The sequence below is a fragment of the Escherichia sp. MOD1-EC7011 genome, from assembly GCF_002965005.1.
GTDB classification, from domain to species: Bacteria; Pseudomonadota; Gammaproteobacteria; order Enterobacterales; family Enterobacteriaceae; genus Escherichia; species Escherichia ruysiae.
In genome coordinates, this window is record NZ_PTRD01000036.1 from 109,141 (window position 1) to 124,762 (window position 15,622).

Annotated in this window: 17 protein-coding genes and 1 pseudogene; 13 read left to right on the plus strand and 5 right to left on the minus strand. The window is 50.7% G+C overall.

Annotated elements, in window-relative coordinates; translation table 11 throughout:
* Positions 1-9 precede the first annotated feature (9 nt).
* Positions 10-1,509 (plus strand): inorganic phosphate transporter PitA, encoded by a 1,500-nt coding sequence (pitA, locus tag A7098_RS18095; RefSeq protein WP_000902771.1) that lies wholly within the window; start codon positions 10-12, stop codon positions 1,507-1,509.
* Positions 1,510-1,581: 72 nt separating this feature from the next.
* Positions 1,582-1,680: pseudogene (locus A7098_RS24290) on the plus strand (hypothetical protein); the annotation flags it as partial.
* Between the two features lie 74 nt (positions 1,681-1,754).
* Here the strand turns inward: A7098_RS24290 and uspB are convergent.
* Positions 1,755-2,090: a universal stress protein UspB gene (gene uspB, locus A7098_RS18100; RefSeq protein WP_000626187.1), complete on the minus strand. Its 336-nt coding sequence runs from the start codon at positions 2,088-2,090 to the stop codon at positions 1,755-1,757.
* Positions 2,091-2,480: 390 nt separating this feature from the next.
* Between uspB and uspA the strand changes: the two genes are divergently transcribed.
* A complete protein-coding gene (uspA, locus tag A7098_RS18105; RefSeq protein WP_000323571.1) occupies positions 2,481-2,915 on the plus strand; it encodes a universal stress protein UspA in 435 nt (144 codons plus the stop codon).
* 312 nt (positions 2,916-3,227) lie between these two features.
* Entirely contained in the window at positions 3,228-4,697 is a 1,470-nt protein-coding gene (gene dtpB, locus A7098_RS18115; RefSeq protein WP_105281215.1) for a dipeptide/tripeptide permease DtpB, read from the plus strand.
* Between the two features lie 48 nt (positions 4,698-4,745).
* On the opposite strand, the gene rsmJ is transcribed toward dtpB, so the two are convergent.
* Complete coding sequence (gene rsmJ / locus A7098_RS18120) at positions 4,746-5,498, minus strand: 16S rRNA (guanine(1516)-N(2))-methyltransferase RsmJ (protein ID WP_105281216.1); 753 nt, start codon at positions 5,496-5,498, stop codon at positions 4,746-4,748.
* A 7-nt stretch (positions 5,499-5,505) separates the two neighbouring features.
* A complete protein-coding gene (gene prlC / locus A7098_RS18125; RefSeq protein WP_105281217.1) occupies positions 5,506-7,548 on the minus strand; it encodes an oligopeptidase A in 2,043 nt (680 codons plus the stop codon).
* A gap of 262 nt (positions 7,549-7,810) precedes the next feature.
* On the opposite strand from prlC, the gene rlmJ reads away from it, so the two are divergent.
* Together rlmJ and gorA are read left to right on the plus strand one after the other, a co-directional pair.
* Entirely contained in the window at positions 7,811-8,653 is an 843-nt protein-coding gene (rlmJ, locus tag A7098_RS18130) for a 23S rRNA (adenine(2030)-N(6))-methyltransferase (RefSeq protein WP_032226712.1), read from the plus strand.
* 71 nt (positions 8,654-8,724) lie between these two features.
* Complete coding sequence (gene gorA, locus A7098_RS18135; RefSeq protein WP_000160829.1) at positions 8,725-10,077, plus strand: glutathione-disulfide reductase; 1,353 nt, start codon at positions 8,725-8,727, stop codon at positions 10,075-10,077.
* Positions 10,078-10,130: 53 nt separating this feature from the next.
* Here gorA and dinQ read toward each other — a convergent pair whose 3' ends face one another.
* Positions 10,131-10,214 (minus strand): damage-inducible type I toxin DinQ, encoded by an 84-nt coding sequence (gene dinQ, locus A7098_RS18140; RefSeq protein WP_001295215.1) that lies wholly within the window; start codon positions 10,212-10,214, stop codon positions 10,131-10,133.
* Between the two features lie 27 nt (positions 10,215-10,241).
* On the opposite strand from dinQ, the gene A7098_RS23995 reads away from it, so the two are divergent.
* From A7098_RS23995 to A7098_RS18175, 7 genes are all read left to right on the plus strand, one after another.
* Complete coding sequence (locus A7098_RS23995; protein ID WP_172906457.1) at positions 10,242-10,415, plus strand: hypothetical protein; 174 nt, start codon at positions 10,242-10,244, stop codon at positions 10,413-10,415.
* A gap of 64 nt (positions 10,416-10,479) precedes the next feature.
* Positions 10,480-10,656: a hypothetical protein gene (locus A7098_RS23860; RefSeq protein ID WP_157943560.1), complete on the plus strand. Its 177-nt coding sequence runs from the start codon at positions 10,480-10,482 to the stop codon at positions 10,654-10,656.
* Between the two features lie 66 nt (positions 10,657-10,722).
* A complete protein-coding gene (gene arsR, locus A7098_RS18150; RefSeq protein ID WP_032226715.1) occupies positions 10,723-11,076 on the plus strand; it encodes an As(III)-sensing metalloregulatory transcriptional repressor ArsR in 354 nt (117 codons plus the stop codon).
* A gap of 54 nt (positions 11,077-11,130) precedes the next feature.
* Entirely contained in the window at positions 11,131-12,420 is a 1,290-nt protein-coding gene (gene arsB / locus A7098_RS18155; protein WP_105281218.1) for an arsenite/antimonite:H(+) antiporter ArsB, read from the plus strand.
* Between the two features lie 12 nt (positions 12,421-12,432).
* The gene (gene arsC / locus A7098_RS18160; RefSeq protein ID WP_105281219.1) at positions 12,433-12,858 is read left to right on the plus strand and encodes a glutaredoxin-dependent arsenate reductase; all 426 of its coding nucleotides are present in this window, start codon (positions 12,433-12,435) and stop codon (positions 12,856-12,858) included.
* 392 nt (positions 12,859-13,250) lie between these two features.
* Positions 13,251-13,817 carry an outer membrane lipoprotein Slp gene (slp, locus tag A7098_RS18165; RefSeq protein WP_001044201.1) on the plus strand — a complete coding sequence of 189 codons (567 nt, stop codon included), beginning with the start codon at positions 13,251-13,253 and terminating at the stop codon, positions 13,815-13,817.
* Between the two features lie 142 nt (positions 13,818-13,959).
* On the plus strand, positions 13,960-14,490 hold the full coding sequence (locus A7098_RS18175; protein WP_105281221.1) for a helix-turn-helix transcriptional regulator: 531 nt from the start codon (positions 13,960-13,962) through the stop codon (positions 14,488-14,490).
* Positions 14,491-14,551: 61 nt separating this feature from the next.
* Here the strand turns inward: A7098_RS18175 and chuS are convergent, their stop codons facing one another.
* Positions 14,552-15,580: a hematinate-forming heme oxygenase ChuS gene (gene chuS / locus A7098_RS18180; protein ID WP_105281222.1), complete on the minus strand. Its 1,029-nt coding sequence runs from the start codon at positions 15,578-15,580 to the stop codon at positions 14,552-14,554.
* Positions 15,581-15,622 lie beyond the last annotated feature (42 nt).

The window sequence follows — 15,622 nt, forward strand, 5'->3', positions numbered from 1 at the left end:
TAACGTCCTATGCTACATTTGTTTGCTGGCCTGGATTTGCATACCGGGCTGTTATTATTGCTTGCACTGGCTTTTGTGCTGTTCTACGAAGCCATTAATGGTTTCCATGACACAGCCAACGCTGTGGCAACTGTCATCTATACCCGCGCGATGCGTTCTCAGCTCGCAGTGGTTATGGCGGCAGTGTTCAACTTCCTGGGTGTTTTGCTGGGTGGTCTTAGTGTTGCCTATGCCATTGTGCATATGCTGCCGACAGACTTGCTGCTTAATATGGGATCGTCCCATGGTCTCGCCATGGTGTTCTCTATGTTGCTGGCGGCGATTATCTGGAACCTGGGTACCTGGTACTTTGGTTTGCCTGCATCCAGCTCCCATACGCTGATCGGCGCAATCATCGGTATTGGTTTAACCAATGCGTTGATGACCGGTACGTCAGTGGTGGATGCACTCAATATCCCGAAAGTATTAAGTATTTTCGCATCTCTGATCGTTTCCCCTATTGTCGGCCTGGTGTTTGCTGGCGGTCTGATTTTCTTGCTGCGTCGCTACTGGAGCGGCACTAAGAAACGCGCCCGTATCCACCTGACCCCAGCGGAGCGTGAAAAGAAAGACGGTAAGAAAAAGCCGCCGTTCTGGACGCGTATCGCGCTGATCCTTTCCGCTGTCGGCGTGGCGTTTTCTCACGGTGCGAACGATGGTCAGAAAGGCATTGGTCTGGTTATGCTGGTGCTGATTGGCGTCGCACCAGCGGGCTTCGTGGTTAATATGAATGCCTCAGGCTACGAAATCACTCGTACCCGTGATGCAATCAACAACGTGGAAGCTTACTTTGAGCAACACCCTGCACTGCTGAAACAGGCGACCGGTGCTGATCAGTTAGTACCGACTCCGGAAGCAGGCGCAACACAACCTGCGGAGTTCCATTGCCATCCGTCGAATACCATTAACGCGCTCAATCGCCTGAAAGGCATGTTGACTGCTGACGTGGAAAGCTACGACAAGCTGTCGCTTGACCAACGTAGCCAGATGCGCCGCATTATGCTGTGCGTATCTGACACCATCGACAAAGTGGTGAAAATGCCTGGCGTCACAGCAGATGATCAGCGTCTGTTGAAGAAACTGAAGTCCGATATGCTGAGTACCATCGAGTACGCTCCGGTGTGGATCATCATGGCGGTCGCGCTGGCATTAGGTATCGGTACGATGATTGGCTGGCGTCGTGTGGCAACGACTATCGGTGAGAAAATCGGTAAGAAAGGCATGACCTACGCTCAGGGAATGTCTGCCCAGATGACGGCTGCGGTGTCTATCGGCCTGGCGAGTTATACCGGGATGCCGGTTTCCACCACTCACGTACTCTCCTCTTCCGTAGCGGGGACGATGGTTGTTGATGGCGGCGGCTTACAGCGTAAAACAGTAACCAGCATTCTGATGGCGTGGGTGTTTACCCTCCCGGCTGCGATACTGCTCTCCGGCGGGCTGTACTGGATCTCCTTGCAGTTCCTGTAATCGCACGCAGAAAAACGAGCGGGTCAACTGAATGACCCGCTTCAGATTGTTGACATAGTGCGCTTTGTTCATGCCGGATGCGGCGTGAACGCCTTATCCGGCCTACAAAAACATGCAAATTCAATAAATTGCAGAGATCATGTAGGCCTGATAAGCGTAGCGCATCAGGCAATTTTGCGTTTGTCATAAGTCACGAGCGGGTCAGTTTTCTGACCCGCTTTTTTTATGCGTTATTGCTGTGGTTCTTAATGCCAGATCATCAATGCAATCAGGCTTACCACGACCAGACCACACAATGCGCTGGTCAGAATAAACTGCCGACGCACACGCTCGCAGCGACGAATAAACTCATCATCGTGATGATCGCGATACCTCTGAGCATAGATATACCAGACGAGACGCACCTGTTTGTTAGGTTGGCCATGTGAGGTAAAAAAGCCCCCTCCATCTACATATTGATAGAGCAATGGATCGCAATTACGCAGTACCACTAACAACGCGCGTAGAGATGAGAAATAGCGCGCCATGTTAACAATGCAAACGACACATAAAGCCCAAAATAATGCGACGGTGCTTATCATACCTCCTCCCCGGCGACCTGCCCACGGAGTTCCACTCCGGGGCTACCGCTCCCGATACGCTGCCAATCAGTTAACACCAGGTCCTGGAGAAACCGCTTTTGTCGTGACACACATCCGAGCGGCTCTATAGATAGTGTAGGAGATCAGCTTGTTTTTTTTCCATAAGGTTAACCACTATCAATATATTCATCTCGAAAATTTGATTATCTGATTGGTAAGCAAGGCGGATTGACGGATCATCCGGGTCGCTATAAGGTAAGGATGGTCTTAACACTGAATCTTTACGGCTGGGTTAGCCCCGCGCACGTAGTTCGCAGGACGCGGGTGACGTAACGGCACAAGAAACGCTAGCTGGCCAGTCATCGACAACTTTATGGAAGGAGTAACACTATGGCTTATAAACACATTCTCATCGCGGTCGATCTCTCCCCGGAAAGCAAAGTTCTGGTAGAGAAAGCAGTCTCTATGGCTCGCCCCTACAATGCGAAGGTTTCTCTGATCCACGTAGATGTAAACTACTCTGACCTATACACCGGGCTTATTGATGTGAATCTGGGTGATATGCAGAAACGCATCTCCGAAGAGACGCATCACGCGCTGACCGAGCTCTCTACCAACGCAGGTTACCCAATCACTGAAACCCTGAGCGGCAGCGGCGATCTGGGTCAGGTTCTGGTGGATGCAATCAAGAAATACGATATGGATCTGGTTGTTTGTGGTCATCACCAGGACTTCTGGAGCAAACTGATGTCTTCCGCGCGTCAACTTATCAACACCGTTCACGTTGATATGCTGATTGTTCCGCTGCGCGACGAAGAAGAATAATCATCCCCTCCCGACTTGCCCCCGACGCCCGCTTATGCGGGCGTTCTGCTTTTGCGCTCTCCTGTTTTCCAGATGCGGCCAGCAGGCTCATAGATACCCAGGGCTATCCAAATTTTCAGCATCTCAAAAATCAGAATGTAAAACCATCTTACTTCAAACAACCAGCATGATTAGCTGGTTACTTTCTGTCGAAATAGTGCATATAACTATTTACCACATCAATATTAAAAATCTTAGACATCTGTAAAATCTTTCGCGTGCAACCACTTACGCGTTCATACTTTTCAGGATGGTATTGGAAGGTTAATAAATATGAATACAACAACACCCACTGGGATGCTGCAACAACCTCGCCCATTTTTCATGATCTTTTTTGTCGAATTATGGGAGCGATTCGGCTACTACGGCGTGCAAGGCGTGCTGGCGGTTTTCTTCGTTAAACAGCTCAGATTCTCACAAGAGCAGGCCTTTGTTACCTTTGGCGCTTTTGCTGCGCTGGTCTATGGACTTATCTCCATTGGCGGCTATGTCGGCGACCACCTGCTTGGGACTAAACGCACCATTGTTCTTGGGGCGATTGTGCTGGCGATTGGCTACTTCATGACCGGAATGTCACTACTTAAGCCTGATCTGATTTTCATCGCCCTGGGGACTATTGCCGTCGGTAACGGCTTGTTTAAAGCCAACCCGGCAAGCCTGCTTTCTAAATGCTATCCACCGAAAGATCCGCGTCTGGATGGTGCTTTCACACTGTTTTACATGTCGATCAATATTGGTTCATTGGTGGCGTTGTCGCTGGCACCCGTGATTGCCGATAGATTTGGTTATTCCGTAACCTATAACCTGTGCGGGGCAGGTCTGATTGTCGCGCTACTGGTCTACATCGCCTGTCGCGGGATGGTGCAAGATATTGGTTCAGATCCTGACTTCCGACCACTGAACTTCGGCAAACTGTTGTACGTGTTGATTGGCAGCGTAGTGATGATCTTCGTCTGTGCATGGCTGATGCACAACGTAGAAGTCGCCAATCTGGTGCTGATCGCCCTCTCCATCGTCGTCACCATTATCTTCTTCCGTCAGGCATTCAAGCTGGATAAAACCGGGCGCAATAAAATGTTTGTCGCCTTTGTCCTGATGCTCGAAGCGGTGGTGTTTTACATCCTCTATGCCCAGATGCCAACGTCGCTGAACTTCTTTGCCATCAACAACGTACATCATGAAATTCTCGGTTTTTCCATCAACCCGGTCAGCTTCCAGGCGCTTAACCCGTTCTGGGTGGTACTCGCCAGCCCAATACTGGCGGGCATTTACACGCATCTGGGTAACAAAGGCAAAGACCTCTCGATGCCGATGAAATTTACTCTCGGCATGTTTATGTGCTCGCTGGGATTTCTGACTGCCGCCGCTGCGGGAATGTGGTTTGCTGATGCGCAGGGGCTGACATCGCCGTGGTTTATCGTGCTGGTTTACTTGTTCCAGAGCCTGGGTGAACTGTTTATTAGCGCCCTGGGTCTGGCGATGGTTGCTGCTCTGGTGCCACAGCATTTGATGGGCTTTATTCTGGGAATGTGGTTTCTGACGCAGGCTGCCGCGTTCTTACTCGGCGGCTATGTGGCAACATTTACCGCAGTGCCAGACAACATTACCGATCCGCTTGAGACGTTACCTGTCTACACCAACGTGTTTGGTAAGATTGGTCTGGTCACGCTGGGCGTTGCAGTAGTGATGCTGATGATGGTGCCCTGGCTGAAACGAATGATTGAGACGCCGGAAAGCCATTGATGATTCTTGCAGAAAAACGGGTAGCTATAACGCTACCCGTTTTCACTTTTACACCGGCGTTCCGGCATAAATATCAAAGCGATGCCCTTTGGTGACAACCGCGTTCGGTGTGGCAATGTTTGCCAGCGGCGGCGCGTAGTCCGGGCGCTTTACCACCACACGTTTGGTCGCCAGTTGCCGCGCAGGCTCCAGCAACCCATCGGCATCGAGATCCGGCCCCACCAGCGACTGAAACACTCGCATCTCTTTCTTCACCAGCGCGCTTTTCTGCTTATGTGGGAACATCGGGTCAAGATAGACCACTTGCGGGCGTGGGGTAATATCGGTTAGCGCCGTCAGGCTGGAGGCGTGAATTAACTGCAACCGCTCCTGCAACCAGCCGCCGATTTCCGCATCCGCATAACCACGCGCCAGGCCGTCGTCGAGTAGCGCGGCAACCACTGGATTACGCTCCAGCATCCGCACTCGGCAGCCGACTGAAGCCAGCACAAAGGCATCGCGCCCCAGCCCTGCGGTGGCGTCCACCACATCCGGCAAATAATCGCCCTTAATGCCCACCGCTTTTGCTACCGCTTCGCCGCGACCACCGCCGAATTTGCGTCGGTGCGCCATTGCCCCGCCGACAAAATCAACGAAAATGCCACTGAGTTTCGGCTCATCACGCTTACGCAGTTCCAGATGCTCTGGCGTTAACACCAAGGCCATCAGATTGTCTTCATCGTGCTCCAGCCCCCAGCGGGTCGCCAGAACAGATAAGGCGCCGTCTCCGGCGCCCGATTCATCAATTAAGCAGATTTTCACTGAATGATCAGCCCTTAATGCCGTAGTGCTCCAGCATCGCATCCAGTTGCGGTTCGCGACCACGGAAGCGTTTGAACAGTTCCATCGGCTCTTCTGAACCGCCACGGCTCAGAATGTTGTCGAGGAACGACTGTCCAGTATCACGGTTGAAAATGCCCTCTTCCTCAAAGCGCGAGAAGGCATCCGCCGCCAGCACATCAGCCCACAGGTAGCTGTAGTAACCTGCTGCATAACCACCAGCAAAGATATGGCTAAATGCATGTGGGAAACGGCCCCATGACGGAGACGGCACCACGGCAACCAGTTTTTTGATTTCTGCCAGGGTTTCGAGGATTTTTGCACCTTGTTCAGGACGGAACTCCGCGTGCAGACGGAAATCGAACAGGCCGAACTCCAGCTGACGCAGAATAAACAGCGCCGCCTGGTAGTTTTTCGCTGCCAGCATTTTATCCAGCAGCTCCTTCGGCAGCGGTTCGCCGGTTTCATAGTGACCGGAGATAAACGCCAGCGCCTCCGGCTCCCAGCACCAGTTTTCCATAAACTGACTCGGCAGTTCGACCGCATCCCACGGCACGCCGCTGATACCGGAAACACCGGCGGTTTCGATGCGGGTCAGCATATGATGCAGGCCGTGACCGAACTCGTGGAACAGGGTGATCACTTCGTCATGGGTAAACAGCGCCGGTTTACCGTTCACCGGGCGGTTGAAGTTACAGGTCAGATAAGCGACCGGTTTTTGCAGCGAACCGTCGGCTTTGCGCATCTGGCCTACGCAGTCATCCATCCACGCCCCGCCGCGCTTGTTCTCACGGGCATACAGGTCGAGGTAGAAGCTGCCGCGCAGTTCGTTGTTCTCATCATACAGTTCGAAGAAACGCACATCAGGATGCCAGACATCAACATCTTTACGCTCTTTGGCGGTGATGCCGTAAATACGTTTCACCACTTCAAACAGGCCGTTAACCGCTTTGTTTTCCGGGAAGTACGGACGCAGTTGTTCGTCGCTGATGCTGTAGAGGTGCTGTTTCTGTTTTTCGCTGTAGTAAGCGATATCCCACGGCTGCAACTCATCCACACCAAATTCGGCTTTGGCGAAGGCACGCAGTTGCGCCAGCTCTTTTTCACCCTGCGGACGCGCGCGTTTTGCCAGATCGGTTAAGAAATCAAGCACCTGCTGCGGATTTTCTGCCATTTTAGTGGCAAGCGATTTGAAGGCGTAGTTTTCAAAACCCAGCAATTGCGCCAGTTCGTGACGCAGCGCGAGGATCTCTTCCATCACCTTGCTGTTGTCCCACTTACCGGCGTTCGGGCCTTGATCGGAGGCGCGTGTGCTGTAAGCGCGATACATCTCTTCGCGCAGAGACTGGTTGTCGCAGTAAGTCATTACCGGCAGGTAGCTTGGGATATCCAACGTCAGCAAATAGCCTTCCAGTTCTTTCGCTTCGGCCTGGGCTTTTGCTGCAGCCAGCGCGCTTTCTGGCATACCCGCCAGCTCAGCTTCGTCGGTAACGAGTTTAGTCCAGCCCATCGTCGCATCGAGGACGTTGTTGCTGTACTGGTTGCCCAGCTCGGAGAGACGGGTGGCAATCTCGCCGTAACGTTGCTGTTTCTCTTTCGGCAGACCGATGCCCGACAGTTCAAAATCACGCAGTGCGTTATCAACCGCTTTCTTCTGTGCCGTGTTCAGCGTGGCGTAATGATCGCCATCGCGCAGATCGCGATACGCTTTATACAGCCCTTCATGTTGCCCTACCCAGGTGCTGTATTCTGACAGCAGCGGCAGCGTTTGTTCGTAGGCTTCGCGCAGCTCCGGGCTATTTTTCACCGAGTTCAGGTGGCTGACCGGGGAGAAAATACGTCCCAGCACATCGTCCACTTCTGCCAGCGGTTGGCAGAGATTTTCCCAGGTGTACGGTGCCCCCTGCGCTACCACGCGCTCCACATTTTCGCGACAGTCGTTCAGCGCCTTAGTCACGGCAGGAACGACATGTTCCGGGAGAATTTTAGAAAACGGAGGCAATTCAAAGGGAGTCAGTAACGGATTCGTCATAGGTACAGTCCTGGTTAAATAGAGGGAACGAAACGCTCACAGGCGCTTTCGCCGGAGGCGACGCAGACGTCTTATCCGGCCTACGTTAATAGGCCGATGCCATCCGACACGTAATGGGTAATAGCATGGGGTTAAGTGTAGTGAATTTCAATGAGAAACGTTACGCTTTCGCGGCGACGTCCTCTTTTCGGTATACTGTCCTGATATGCTTTTGTGCGCCCCAAATACGGGCCGATTTTTACTTACCGGAACACCTTTACCCATGCTCAGTTATCGCCACAGCTTTCACGCTGGCAACCACGCCGACGTCCTTAAACATACCGTTCAGAGCCTGATCATCGAGTCGCTGAAAGAGAAAGATAAACCGTTTCTCTATCTCGATACCCACGCGGGTGCCGGGCGTTATCAGTTAAGCAGCGAACACGCCGAGCGTACTGGCGAATATCTCGAAGGCATCGCCCGTATCTGGCAGCAGGACGATTTGCCCGCAGAACTGGAGCCGTACATCAATGTGGTAAAACACTTCAACCGTAGCGGACAGTTGCGTTACTACCCCGGTTCGCCATTGATTGCCCGTCAGTTACTGCGTGAACAAGACAGCCTGCAACTGACCGAGCTACATCCGAGCGATTTCCCGTTGCTGCGTTCTGAATTTCAGAAAGACAGCCGTGCGCGCGTAGAAAAAGCCGACGGCTTCCTGCAGCTTAAAGCTAAACTGCCGCCAGTTTCCCGTCGTGGCCTGATCCTTATCGACCCACCGTATGAAATGAAAACCGACTATCAGGCGGTGGTCAGCGGGATAGCAGAAGGCTACAAACGTTTCGCTACCGGCACTTACGCATTATGGTATCCGGTGGTGTTGCGCCAGCAGATCAAGCGCATGATCCACGACCTGGAAGCGACCGGCATTCGCAAAATTCTGCAAATTGAACTGGCGGTGCTGCCGGACAGCGACCGCCGTGGTATGACCGCTTCCGGCATGATTGTGATTAATCCACCGTGGAAGCTGGAGCAGCAAATGAACAACGTGCTGCCGTGGCTGCACAGCAAACTGGTTCCGGCAGGCACCGGGCACGCCACCGTAAGCTGGATCGTGCCGGAGTAATTGCAACCATCGCTGGCACCTATTACGTCTCGCGCTACAATCGCGGTAATCAACGATAAGGACAATATGTCATGACTAAACACTATGATTACATCGCCATCGGCGGCGGCAGCGGCGGTATCGCCTCCATCAACCGCGCGGCTATGTACGGTCAGAAATGCGCGCTGATTGAAGCCAAAGAACTGGGCGGCACCTGCGTGAACGTCGGCTGCGTGCCGAAAAAAGTGATGTGGCACGCGGCGCAAATCCGCGAAGCGATCCACATGTACGGCCCGGATTATGGCTTTGATACCACCATCAATAAGTTCAACTGGGAAACGTTGATCGCCAGCCGTACCGCCTATATCGACCGTATTCATACTTCCTATGAAAACGTACTCGGTAAAAATAACGTTGATGTAATCAAGGGCTTTGCTCGCTTCGTTGATGCCAGAACGCTGGAAGTTAACGGTGAAACCATTACGGCCGATCATATTCTGATCGCCACCGGTGGTCGTCCAAGCCACCCGGATATTCCGGGCGTGGAATACGGCATTGATTCCGATGGTTTCTTTGCCCTACCCGCTTTGCCAGAGCGTGTAGCGGTTGTTGGTGCGGGTTACATCGCCGTTGAACTGGCTGGCGTGATTAACGGCCTCGGCGCGAAGACGCATCTGTTTGTGCGTAAACACGCGCCGCTGCGCAGCTTTGACCCGATGATCTCCGAAACGCTGGTCGAAGTGATGAACGCCGAAGGCCCGCAACTGCACACTAACGCCATCCCGAAAGCGGTGGTGAAAAATGCCGATGGCAGCCTGACGCTGGAGCTGGAAGATGGTCGCAGTGAAACGGTAGATTGCCTGATTTGGGCGATTGGCCGTGAACCTGCCAATGACAACATCAACCTCGAAGCCGCTGGCGTTAAAACCAACGAAAAAGGCTATATCGTCGTCGATAAATATCAAAATACCAACGTTGAAGGTATTTACGCGGTGGGCGATAACACAGGCGCAGTGGAACTGACGCCGGTCGCGGTAGCGGCAGGTCGCCGTCTCTCTGAACGCCTGTTTAATAACAAGCCGGATGAGCATCTGGATTACAGCAACATTCCGACCGTGGTCTTCAGCCATCCGCCGATTGGTACTGTTGGTTTAACGGAGCCGCAGGCGCGCGAGCAGTACGGCGACGATCAGGTGAAAGTGTATAAATCCTCTTTCACCGCCATGTATACCGCCGTCACCACTCACCGCCAGCCGTGCCGCATGAAGCTGGTGTGCGTTGGATCGGAAGAGAAGATTGTCGGTATTCACGGCATTGGTTTTGGCATGGACGAAATGTTGCAGGGCTTCGCGGTGGCGCTGAAGATGGGGGCGACAAAAAAAGACTTCGACAACACCGTCGCCATTCACCCGACGGCGGCAGAAGAGTTCGTCACCATGCGTTAAATGTTAAAGGGCAAAGAGTGGTGTGCTCTTTGCCCTTAGTTACGTTTCCGCTATCAGTTCAGAAGCTGAAGCAGAAAGCGGATCAGTTCCAGCAGCGCAATTAACGCCCCAAGAACGATGATTGCTTTATCAATCACCCGTTTTCTCCATGCGATGGAGTGAGAATGCATCCGCTTACTCATCCACTGCCTGTCACGGCGCATGTCCCATTGTTAGATGTGGGCATTCTCACTCCGGCCAGAGCATCAGTTAACGGCACCACCCGTACTTCTGACCAGGACTTTGAAAGCGTTTATGCGCATTACCAGAGTGAAAATGCCTCAGAGCTAACTGGATAATCATACAGTGTAATTAGGCTAAATAACCAGCATAACCTTGCAATGTCTCTTTTAAGGTAATAGCATGGAAAAGTTAGATGTGGGCATTCTCACTCCAGCCAGAGCCACCAACTCAGGGCTGGAAAGTAAAAAACCGACGCAAAGTCGGTTTTTTTACGTCCTGATTCAGACCTCCTTTCAAATGAATAGCCAACTCAAAATTCACACCTATTACCATCTTCTGCACTTACACATTCGTTAAGTCATATATGTTTTTGACTTATCCGCTTCGAAGAGAGACACTACCTGCAACAATCAGGAGCGCAATATGTCAATTCTGTTACCCATCCAACTCTTCAAAATTCTTGCCGATGAGACCCGCCTGGGCATCGTATTACTGCTCAGTGAGATGGGTGAGTTATGCGTGTGTGATCTCTGTACTGCCCTGAATCAGTCGCAGCCCAAGATCTCACGCCACCTGGCATTGCTGAGGGAAAGCGGTTTATTGCTGGATCGCAAGCAAGGTAAGTGGGTTCATTACCGCCTATCGCCGCATATTCCAGCATGGGCGGCGAAAATTATTGATGAGGCCTGGCGATGTGAACAGGAAAAGGTTCAGGCGATTGTCCGCAACCTGGCTCGACAAAATTGTTCCGTAGACAGTAAGAACATTTGCAGTTAAAAAATTTAGCTAAACACATATGAATTTTCGCATGTGTTTTATCCGGGAGGCATTATGTTACTGGCAGGCGCTATCTTTGTCCTGACCATTGTATTGGTTATCTGGCAACCGAAAGGTTTAAGCATCGGCTGGAGTGCGACGCTGGGCGCAATACTGGCGTTAGTTACAGGCGTGGTTCATCCGGGCGATATTCCGGTGGTGTGGAATATCGTCTGGAATGCAACTGCCGCATTTATTGCCGTTATTATCATCAGTCTGCTGCTGGATGAATCCGGCTTTTTCGAATGGGCGGCGCTGCACGTTTCACGCTGGGGCAATGGACGCGGTCGCCTGTTGTTTACCTGGATTGTCCTGCTCGGCGCCGCCGTTGCAGCTCTGTTTGCCAATGATGGCGCGGCGCTTATTTTAACGCCGATTGTCATCGCCATGCTGCTGGCGTTAGGGTTCAGCAAAGGCACTACGCTGGCGTTCGTGATGGCGGCCGGATTCATTGCCGATACCGCCAGCCTGCCGCTTATTGTCTCCAACCTGGTGAATATCGTTTCCGCTGATTTCTTTGGTCTTGGCTTTCGCGAATACGCATCGGTGATGGTGCCGGTGGATATCGCCGCGATTGTTGCCACGCTGGTGATGTTGCATCTCTATTTCCGCAAAGATATTCCGCAGAACTACGATATGGCGCTGCTGAAATCTCCCGCAGAAGCGATTAAAGATCCTGCCACCTTCAAAACTGGCTGGGTTGTTTTACTGTTTCTGCTGGTGGGATTTTTCGTCCTGGAACCACTCGGCATTCCGGTAAGCGCCATTGCGGCGGTGGGTGCGCTGATTTTGTTTGTAGTCGCTAAACGCGGTCATGCTATCAATACGGGTAAAGTGCTGCGCGGTGCGCCCTGGCAGATTGTCATCTTCTCGCTCGGTATGTATCTGGTGGTTTATGGCCTGCGCAATGCCGGGTTAACGGAATATCTTTCTGGCGTACTCAACGTGCTGGCGGATAACGGCCTGTGGGCCGCGACGCTGGGCACCGGATTCCTCACCGCCTTCCTCTCTTCTATTATGAACAATATGCCGACGGTACTGGTTGGCGCGTTGTCCATTGATGGCAGCACGGCATCTGGCGTTATCAAAGAAGCGATGGTTTATGCCAACGTGATTGGCTGCGATTTGGGGCCGAAAATCACCCCAATTGGTAGCCTGGCGACGCTGCTCTGGCTGCACGTACTTTCGCAGAAGAATATGACGATTACCTGGGGATATTACTTCCGCACAGGGATTCTCATGACCCTGCCTGTGCTGTTTGTGACACTCGCCGCGCTGGCGCTTCGTCTCTCTTTTACTTTGTAATGAGATACTGATATGAGCAACATTACCATTTATCACAACCCGGCCTGCGGTACGTCGCGTAATACGCTGGAGATGATCCGCAACAGCGGTACAGAACCGACCATTATCTATTATCTGGAAACACCGCCAACGCGCGATGAATTGGTCAAACTTATTGCCGATATGGGGCTTACCGTACGCGCGCTGCTGCGTAAAAACGTCGAGCCGTATGAGGAGCTGGGCCTTGCGGAAGATAAATTTACTGACGATCGGTTAATCGACTTTATGCTTCAGTACCCGATTCTGATTAATCGCCCGATTGTGGTGACGCCGCTGGGAACCCGGCTGTGCCGTCCTTCGGAAGTGGTGCTGGAGATCCTGCCAGATACTCAGAAAGGGGCGTTTACCAAGGAAGACGGTGAAAAAGTGGTTGATGATTCGGGTCAACGATTAAAATAAACAAAGGGGGGTGGCTGTGCCCCCCAATCTCTGACGAAGAGCGTATCATTTCTTACCGGATGCGAGATCGTGCAATCTCAGTAAATTGCGCTTCCTGCCCTCGAAGATAAATAGTTTCCATTTGAATAAATGGTTATCACCACAATGCTAATAATTAGCACTCCATGTAACATGAGATAAAAAAATAAACTCATTATAATAATTAAATAAAGAACTAATATTACGAAGAGACGGATAATAACATCATATGTCAATGCTATCCGGGACTAATATTCAAGGATATAAATATCAGACAGGTTTACGTTACTATCAGGCATATCGCCTAAGAATCGGATGAAAACTATAAAGAAATATCTATTATGGTTTTAACATTTGTTGATAAGGATAGTAACATGAACAAGACAAAAGGTGCACTCATCTTCAGCCTTTCATTTTTTCTTGCCGCATGTAGTTCGATTCCGCAAAATATTAAAGGCAATAATCAACCTGATATTCAAAAAAGTTTTGTTGCTGTTCATAACCAACCGAATTTGTATGTTGGGCAACAGGCACGCTTTGGCGGTAAGGTTATCAACGTTATTAACGGCAAAACTGATACGTTGTTAGAAATCGCCGTATTACCGCTGGATAGCTATGCCAAACCTGACATTGAAGCCAACTATCAAGGTCGCCTGCTCGCCAGACAAAATGGCTTCCTTGACCCAGTGAACTATCGTAATCACTTTGTTACTGTTCTCGGCACAATTCAGGGAGAACAACCTGGATTTATCAATAAAGTCCCATATAACTTCGTTGACGTGAATGTACAAGGTATTCAGGTGTGGCATTTGAGAGAAGTGGTCAACACCACCTACAACCTGTGGGATTACGGCTACGGCGCATTCTGGCCTGAACCAGGCTGGGGCGCACCTTACTACACTAATGCGGTTAGCCAGGTAACGCCAGAACTGGTGAAATGATTTAGTTTAAAGATGCAGATATTTTTCAAATATCTGCATCTTTAGTATGAATATTTATATATAACAATAATTATAATATCCTCTCTATTTATTACCTTTGGCGACCTGATTATAAAGTTAATGTCCGCAACAGGAGTCGGTTATGTTTCTTATAATTACCAGGGATACAATGTTTTTCACCGCGATGAAAAATATTTTAAGTAAGGGTAATGTCGTTCATATACAGAACGAGGAAGAGATCGACTTAACATTGCATCAGAATGCCTTAGTGATTATTGACACGTTAATGAATAATGTCTTTCATTCTTCAATATTCAACAAAATTGAACATCTGAAGCCTGTTCATGTCATTGTTTTCTCACCGTTTAATATTAAACGCTGTCTGGGAAAAGTCCCGGTAACTTTTGTCCAGAGAAATATTACGATTATTGACTTTGTCGCGCTGCTTAATGGCAGTTACTGTTCTGTGCCAGAAGCGGATGTGTCACTCTCATGCAAACAACATCAGGTTCTGACCTGCATTGCTAATCAAATGACGACGGAAGATATTCTGGGAAAATTAAAAATTTCGCTGAAAACATTCTACTGCCATAAACACAATATTATGATGATTCTCAACCTTAAGCGGATCAACGAACTGGTACGTCATCAACATATTGATTATCTGGTCTGAACTCGCCAGCTGATATTTATAAAGAGGCCCGGCGACCGCCAGACCTCCGCACAATTACGCTTTACGCAGTAACACCTTCCTGCGTCAATGCCGCAATCTGTTTACGCCATTGCGCTTGCTCCTGTTCGCCTTCTGTACGTTGACCATAGAGCTGCGCAATCTGCGTACCGTCATGGGCAAACAATTCCAGACTGGTTACGTAGCCATCGCTGGCGGGTTTACGAGTTACCCAGGTTTCAGCAATGCACTCCTCTAAAAGGTGAAGAGTAAACGTTGGGTTGAAAATATTCAGCCAGCCTTTCATCGGCACCACTTTTTCAACCACACCGGTGAAGATCTGTACGCAACCACGGTTGCCAACAAATACCATGATCTCATTACCATCTTGCTGGGCGGATTCCAGTATCTGCGCCAGCGCACTATTGGGTACTTTGCAGGCCAAATCGTCTGCCACCAGATTAAACGCCTGCTGGCGAGTCAGGTTGTGGCGCTTGAGCAACGTAAAAAACTGATGAACGTCGGTCATCGCCCGCCACTCTTGCTCGACCACACTGGCATCGGCTCGCGTTTGAACAACTGGCGCATCAACGGCTTTTAACTCAAGCGGCGTATTCTCATCGGTGATAAACCGTGCCAGAAGCTCATTCCATGCCGCCATATCGGTATTGTCGGTAGCATAAACTTTCAGTAACGCATCGCCCTGATGATCAAAGAACTGAATACTCTGGCGTTCGCCGCGAGTCGTGGTTTCTTTTATATGGAAAACACTGTCCCACTGATTGAGAAACAGTCGTAAATCCAGCGCGCGCGGGTTGAGTATTAATCCGGCATGACCGTTCAAATGCTGGTTCGTGAAAGCACCTATCTGCTCATGAACAGCATATTCGTTCCGGCAAATGCATTTGGTTTCGCCAACGCTTTCCAGTGCTGCCAGAATTTCACGAATATTGCCACGCATCCGCCACGCATCGTGCGTGACGCGCGCAAATGCCAGTTCTGCTTCGCTAATATTCATTAAACCTGCGATGTCACGCGCGTACTTTCCGGGATTTTGTTCTTTTAACTCAAGCCAGCGTGTGTAGTGGTTCATTGTCTCTCTTCCTTCCAGATAAACGCCCCGAAATATCGGGGC